The sequence below is a fragment of the Synechococcus sp. OH2 genome, assembly GCF_047462155.1.
Taxonomy (GTDB): Bacteria; Cyanobacteriota; Cyanobacteriia; order Thermostichales; family Thermostichaceae; genus Thermostichus.
Genome location: NZ_JANSIR010000046.1, coordinates 10,883 through 17,437 on the forward strand (window position 1 = coordinate 10,883; position 6,555 = coordinate 17,437).

Here is a 6,555-nt window from a genome sequence, read left to right on the forward strand (position 1 = left end):
TCCCTCGCTGTTCGACTGCCAGTAACGCCCTCGCACTACCTCTATCCAATTTGGAACCGTCCTCTAACATCCACCTCAAAACCTAAGAAGGGATCCCGCTGAGGGGGATCCCGAAAGATCTATTCAAGGCAGTTGACTACAGACTGGCGAGGTAACAAGGTTTCTGCAGCAAGCGAGAACCCGTCTTGCCCTCACCGAACGATTAGTAGTCGTAGTCATTCATGCCGCTGCTGCTGCCTGCCGGCGTGTTGGTTTTGGGCTCCGGCTTGTCCACCACAATCGCTTCGGTGGTGAGCACCATGCTGGCAATCGAGGCGGCGTTTTGCAGGGCAGAGCGAGTGACTTTGGCCGGGTCAACGATGCCCGCTTCAAACATATCCACATAGGCGTCGTTCTGGGCGTCGTAACCCACCGTGAAGGGTTTCTCTTTCACCCGCTCCAGCACGATCGAGCCGTTCTGGCCGGCGTTCTCGGCAATGCGGCGCAGCGGAGCGCCCAGAGCGCGGGCAACCAGCATGGCCCCCACCAGCTCATCGCCAGACAGGTTGGCCTGCGCCCACTCGGTGACCACCGGCATCAGGTGCGCCAAGGTGGTACCGCCGCCGGGGACGATCCCTTCTTCCACCGCCGCCTTGGTGGCGTTGATGGCGTCCTCCAGGCGCAGCTTGCGATCCTTCATCTCGGTTTCGGTAGCCGCGCCTACTTTGATCACCGCCACACCGCCGGAGAGCTTGGCCAGGCGCTCTTGCAGTTTTTCCTTGTCGTAGGTGGAGTCAGTTTCCTCAATTTGGCGACGGATTTGCTCGCAGCGGGCTTTGACAGCCGCTTCGTTGCCTTCCGCCACGATGGTGGTGTGGTCTTTGGTTACTGTGACGCGACGGGCCGAGCCGAAGGAGTCGAGACGGGCGTTCTCCAGCTTCAGGCCGCGTTCTTCGCTGATGACCTCACCACCAGTCAGGATGGCGATGTCTTCCAGCATGGCCTTGCGGCGATCCCCAAAGCCAGGCGCTTTCACCGCTACCACGCTCAGCACGCCCCGCAGCTTGTTCACCACCAGGGTGGCCAGGGCTTCTTTCTCGATGTCTTCGGCGATGATCAGCAGCGGACGACCGGCGCGGGCCACTTGCTCCAGAACCGGCACCAGGTCTTGTACCAGGGTGATTTTCTTATCGGTAATCAGGATGTAGGGGTTTTCCAGAACCGCCTCCATCCGCTCCGTGTCGGTGACGAAGTAGGGGGAAATGTAGCCTTTGTCAAAGCGCATCCCCTCCGTCACTTCCAGCTCTGTGGTCATGGACTTGCCTTCTTCCAGGGAGATGACCCCTTCGCGGCCCACTTTGTCCATGGCCTCGGCGATCATGCGGCCCACTTCCTCATCGTTGCCGGCGGAAATGGCCGCCACCTGGGCAATGGCTTTGGAGTCTTCCACCGGGCGGGCATGTTCGGCGATCTTGTCCACCAGGAACTTCACCGCCTTGTCAATGCCGCGCTTAAGGGCAATCGGGTTGGCGCCGGCGGCTACGTTTTTCAGCCCTTCTTTGACCATGGCATGGGCCAGGACGGTGGCAGTGGTGGTGCCGTCACCAGCCGTGTCGTTGGTCTTGGAAGCCGCCTGACGAATCAAGGAGACGCCAGTGTTTTCAATATGGTCTTCCAGCTCAATTTCTTTGGCGATGGTCACCCCATCGTTAACAATTTGGGGTGCGCCAAATTTTTTCTCCAGCACAACATTGCGTCCTTTGGGGCCAAGAGTAACGGCTACGGCTTCTGCCAAAATATCCATGCCGTGTTCAAGGGCGCGACGGGCTTCTTCGCTAAAAATGATTGACTTGGCCATACTCAACCTCTCAAACGTAAATGGACTAAGGGCGATGTAGAGGATCGATAGCTGAAGGACTGAAAATTACTGAACGATTGCGAGAATATCCCGCTCAGCCAGCAGCACGTACTCATCGCTGCCCAGCTTCACTTCTGTGCCGGCGTACTTGGAGTAGAGCACTCTGTCGCCAGCTTTCAGTTCCATCGGGATCAATTTGCCCTCGTCATTGCGCTTGCCAGGCCCAACTGCGACCACTTCCCCCACTTGGGGTTTTTCTTTGGCGGTGTCGGGCAAAAAGATGCCACCCGCCGTTTTTTCGTCCTGCTGGGCAATCTTGACCAGCACGCGGTCGCCTAGCGGCTTCAGCGTAGAGACGTTGAGAGTTACTGCAGCCATGACAAATATCCTCCGTAAGGCCTAAAACGCGAGGCTGAAGGGTTGTATCGAGCGCAAACCTAAGCTTCCGTAGTCGAGGTTTTAGCACTCTCGGCTTACGAGTGCTAGTCTATCAGTCGACTTTCCAGCCTGACAATAGCCCCTTTTGGCGGGATCCCCCTTTTTGCCGGGTACGGTTGGGTGCGGATCTCTCTACTTCTAGGCCTGTTGTGGGATCATGGCGTGAGGTGGGCTGAACAAGCAGGTGCGGATCCCGTTGTTTCAAGTGGATGCCTTTACGGCCGTGCCTTTTAGGGGCAATCCGGCAGCGGTGTGTTTGCCGCCTCAGGAGCTGCCGGCAGCTTTGATGCAAGCGATTGCGGCGGAGAACAACTTGTCGGAGACGGCTTTTTTACTCCTCCAGGGATCCCTGGGCGATGTTCCCCTCTACGGGCTGCGCTGGTTTACTCCCACCACCGAGGTAGAACTCTGTGGGCATGCCACCTTGGCCGGTGCCTATGTGCTCTTGACCGAGATTCACCCAAAAGCTCAGGAGGTGGCCTTTTCCACCCGCAGTGGCCGGCTGCAGGTGCGGCGGCAGGGGGAGCGGCTGGCGATGGATTTTCCCGCCCAGTTCCCGGAACCCTGGCCAGAAGGCCGGGAGCAAGTGGCCGCGGCTCTGGGGATCCCACCTGTAGAGCTGTACCGCGGCAGCATGGGGGTAGCGGTGCTGGCTTCGGCACAACAGGTGCAGCAGGTGCAGCCGGAGTTGGATCGGGTTCAGACGCTGCCTGTCTCGGGGTTGATCGTCACCGCCTCTGGGGCAGAGGGGGAAGGAGAGCCGGATTTTGTCTGTCGTGTTTTTGCCCCCCAGTTGGGGATCCCAGAGGATCCCGTAACTGGCTCTGCCCAATGTCTGTTGGTGCCCTATTGGTCAGAGCGCCTAGGCCGAACTGAGCTCAGGGTGCGGCAGCTCTCGGCGCGGGGAGGCGAGCTCTGGTGCCGCCATCGCGGCCCGCGGGTGGAGATTGCTGGACAAGCCGTGCTGGTAATGGCGGGAGAGTTGCGGATTCCCTAGAAAAAAACACCCCGGCTGATTCCGGGGTGCTGGAAAAGTACTGGAACAGTTGGGCTAGCCCAAAAGTTCTGCCGCTTGAATGAGCTCCACTTGCTTTTTCTTGAGCACCAGCAGAAGCTGCGTGATAGCCACCGCTGCTAGGAAGGCCACCAGCCATTTCACCCGATCCGGGCTCTGCAGCACCAGATCCCGCTCTACTTGGCCAAAGCCACCTACGTTGGGGTTGTTGGTAACCGGATCCCCTTCTTTGACGCTATCGCCAATGTTAACCACTAACTCCGGCCCTGGCGGCACCACGAGGTGCTTCAGTCCGCCTTCGGTCTCGAAGCTGAGTACCCGCGTGCCTGGCAACTCGTATTCGGGCGGCACCAGGGCGGCCAGCTCAGCCGGCAGGTCGCTGAGGTCGGATTCGACGGTGGCAATGCTGGCTAGGCGGCCAGTGGCGGGAGGGCGGGAGACGTTGTTGTTGCTGAGGCTGCCATCGGGGTTGATCTGGCCACGACCGCGGTTGGCACCGATGTAGACCCGATATTTCATGAAAGCCACGGCGGGATCCTGCGCCGGGTCAGGAGCCACCACTGGGAAGACAATTTCCTGGTGCTGCTCGCCAGGCAAGGGCCCCACCAGAAGGATGTTGGGCTTCTCGTCGCTGTAGGGGGTGATGTAGGTCTCAGCCGTTTCCTGCCGCTGCTCCTCCGTCATCTCCTCCTCAGTGGCCAGGCGGAAGCCTTCCGGCAACACCACCACGGCACCCACATTCAGCCCGCCCTTGCTGCCATCCGCCAACACCTGCTGCTTGCTCAAGTCATAGGGGATCCCGACTTTGATGGTGAACACCTGGCCCGGGGTAACCGCCTGCGGCACTTCGGCACGGGTGGGCATGGCGTTCAGGTGGCAGTTGGCGCAGACAATTTTCCCCGTGGCCTCGCGGGGATTGTCGTAGGCCATCTGGGCATAGTACGGATAGGCTGCTGCCGGACGGGATCCCATCCCCAGCAACAGCAGCAGCGCACACAAGGCCAAGTAAATTCGCTTCATAAGTTCAGCTCAGAATCTCAATCAAAATTCTCGCAAGCCCTTGGGGTCAATCTCCTCAAAGCTGACAACTCATGCTCTAGCCAGGACTAGCGCAGCAACTTCTCTGGGCTTTTCCCCCACTTCTGAGCCGGCGGTAGCCCGTTACAGACTTAGACCACAAGTGTCTCTCCGGAGCCTATTCTGGTGCTTCAGGTCTCACGGAAATCAGGGCCCTGCCAGGGGCTGAAGCGAACGTTGTCGCCGTCCACTGTGGCGCTCACCAGCTCCAGGGAGCGGGGAGCCGGCCCCCGGATCACCTTGCCGTTAGCCGCGTACTGGGATCCGTGGCAGGGGCACTTGAACAAGTTTTCCCCCACGTTCCAGGGCACCACACAGCCGAGGTGGGTGCAAACCGCGTTGAGGCCGTAGTTGGCCACCGCGCCGTTGTCGATCACGATATAGGTGGGATCCCCTTTCAAGCCTTGGGCCAGCACCCGATCCGTGGCTGCGTGGGTAGCCAGCAGCTCACTGACGCTAATCGGCCTGCCGAGGGCATCCTGAGCTATCAGCCCCTCACCTGACCCACCGGAAGAGGGGGGAATGAAATACTTCACCACCGGGTAGAGGGTGCCCACCACCACCACCCCCACCGAGCCGCTGAGGAGGGCATTCAGAAAAACCCGCCGGCTCATGGGGGGCGCCTCGAAGTTGCTAACCGCTTCCGTCATAATGGCCAGTACAAACCTGAGAAGGTTTTAATGTTCGTTGACAAACGACATCATCCTAACCGAGCCCCTTGGCTAATATCATTAAGAAATGCAAAGCTAAAGGAAGTGCAAGGCAAGAGGCGGCGGTTTTTCTTCTCCGGCCCAGCTCAGTCCAAACCCGATCCAAGCCAGCCTATGACGGGATCCGACTTTCAAGCTTTGCTGCGGGAGAAGTGGGGCTATTCCTACGACGTGCAACTGCGCCGCATGGGGGACAGGGTGGTTCTGTTGGTGATGTGGCGTTATCTGGAGCAGCCCTCTTTCCCTTTGAGTGAGGCCGAGTATCTGGCTCGCCTGGAGTCTGTCATGGCCCATTTGCAGGCGTGGGGCCTGTGGGAAGCGGTGCAGCGAGAAATTGAGGCTACCCGTCAGAAACCCCGCATCGGGAAGGCGGTGACCATTCCTTTGGATTTGCAAGGGGTGGGAGAACGCGCCTCCGAGTGGCTGCTGTAGTCTTCCTCGCCCCCGGCTCTTCCCTAAAGGGTAGCCACGGACAGTTTCGCCTCTATCGACGAAAACTCCAACAATCGGCTGGCTATCCAACTTCCACCAGGCCGGCCTGCAGAGCCTGCAAAAACTGGCGGGCGGTGCGACCGGAAAAGCCATTTTGCTGTTGCGCCCAGAGGAGGGCTTGGCGGCGCAAAGCTTCCCCAGAAGAGTCGAGGCCCAGTCGGCGGGCTAGGTGTTCTACGGTGGCCAGGTAGTCGGTTTGGCCGAAGGGGGCAAAGGTGAGAGTGAGGCCGAAGCGATCCCGCAGCGACAGCTTCTCCTGCACCGTATCCCAGGCGTGCACCTCTTGCTCTTGGGGAGGGGGGCGATCGCCAAAAAACTCGCGGATAAGATGGCGGCGGTTGCTGGTGGCATAGAGACGCACGTTGGGCGGCGGTGGGAGGAGATCCCCTTCCAGCAGCACTTTGAGCTGCTTAAACTCGGTCTCGTCGGCCTCAAAGGAGAGATCGTCCACAAAGAGGACAAAGGGCAGCGTCTGCTGTCCCAGCTCTGCCAAGATCTGCGGCAATTGAGCCAAATCTGCTCGTCGCAGCTCCAAAAGGCGCAGCCCCTGGGGGCCGTAGCGCCGCAACAACGCCTTCACGAGGGAAGACTTGCCGGTGCCTCGCGCCCCGTAAAGCAGCACATGCAACGCCGGATCCCCCCGCAGTAGGGCTTCGGTGTTAGCGGCCAACTGCCGTTTCTGCCGTTCGTAGCCGTAGATCTCCTCCCAGTCGGGCAGATCGGGAGTGGGGATCCCTTCTAGCCCTGCCGGCCCCCAGCGAAACGCCCAATAGCGACCATAGAGCCCCACTCCCCCTTGGCGGTAGTGGGCAATTAAGGCCTCCAGGCTCTGGCCCCAATCGGCAAAAGGGCGGGGATCCCAGCCAGAGCTGCTGGGGTTTTCATCCGGCCAGGGGATCCCCAAGCCCAGCGCCTGCATCTGCTCAGCAATGGTCTTCTGGCTATCGGCCAGGATCTGCAGGCAGCGGAGATCGTGGCGGGCCGCT

General features: G+C 60.0%; 7 protein-coding genes. 2 read left to right on the forward strand and 5 right to left on the reverse strand.

Going from position 1 to position 6,555, the window contains the following annotated elements; all coding sequences use genetic code 11:
* Positions 1-202 precede the first annotated feature (202 nt).
* A complete protein-coding gene (gene groL, locus NW835_RS03400; protein ID WP_414366006.1) occupies positions 203-1,837 on the reverse strand; it encodes a chaperonin GroEL in 1,635 nt (544 codons plus the stop codon).
* 66 nt (positions 1,838-1,903) lie between these two features.
* The gene (gene groES / locus NW835_RS03405; protein WP_011430254.1) at positions 1,904-2,215 is read right to left on the reverse strand and encodes a co-chaperone GroES; all 312 of its coding nucleotides are present in this window, start codon (positions 2,213-2,215) and stop codon (positions 1,904-1,906) included.
* Positions 2,216-2,459: 244 nt separating this feature from the next.
* Between groES and NW835_RS03410 the strand changes: the two genes are divergently transcribed.
* Positions 2,460-3,272: a PhzF family phenazine biosynthesis protein gene (locus tag NW835_RS03410; RefSeq protein ID WP_414414523.1), complete on the forward strand. Its 813-nt coding sequence runs from the start codon at positions 2,460-2,462 to the stop codon at positions 3,270-3,272.
* 54 nt (positions 3,273-3,326) lie between these two features.
* Here NW835_RS03410 and NW835_RS03415 read toward each other — a convergent pair whose 3' ends face one another.
* Positions 3,327-4,310: an apocytochrome f gene (locus NW835_RS03415; protein ID WP_414414524.1), complete on the reverse strand. Its 984-nt coding sequence runs from the start codon at positions 4,308-4,310 to the stop codon at positions 3,327-3,329.
* Between the two features lie 188 nt (positions 4,311-4,498).
* Complete coding sequence (locus NW835_RS03420) at positions 4,499-5,017, reverse strand: cytochrome b6-f complex iron-sulfur subunit (RefSeq protein ID WP_414366011.1); 519 nt, start codon at positions 5,015-5,017, stop codon at positions 4,499-4,501.
* A 174-nt stretch (positions 5,018-5,191) separates the two neighbouring features.
* On the opposite strand from NW835_RS03420, the gene NW835_RS03425 reads away from it, so the two are divergent.
* Positions 5,192-5,509: a DUF3067 family protein gene (locus tag NW835_RS03425; protein WP_414414525.1), complete on the forward strand. Its 318-nt coding sequence runs from the start codon at positions 5,192-5,194 to the stop codon at positions 5,507-5,509.
* Positions 5,510-5,591: 82 nt separating this feature from the next.
* On the opposite strand, the gene NW835_RS03430 is transcribed toward NW835_RS03425, so the two are convergent.
* On the reverse strand, positions 5,592-6,555 hold a 964-nt coding region (locus NW835_RS03430), incomplete at its 5' end, for an ATP-binding protein (RefSeq protein ID WP_414414526.1).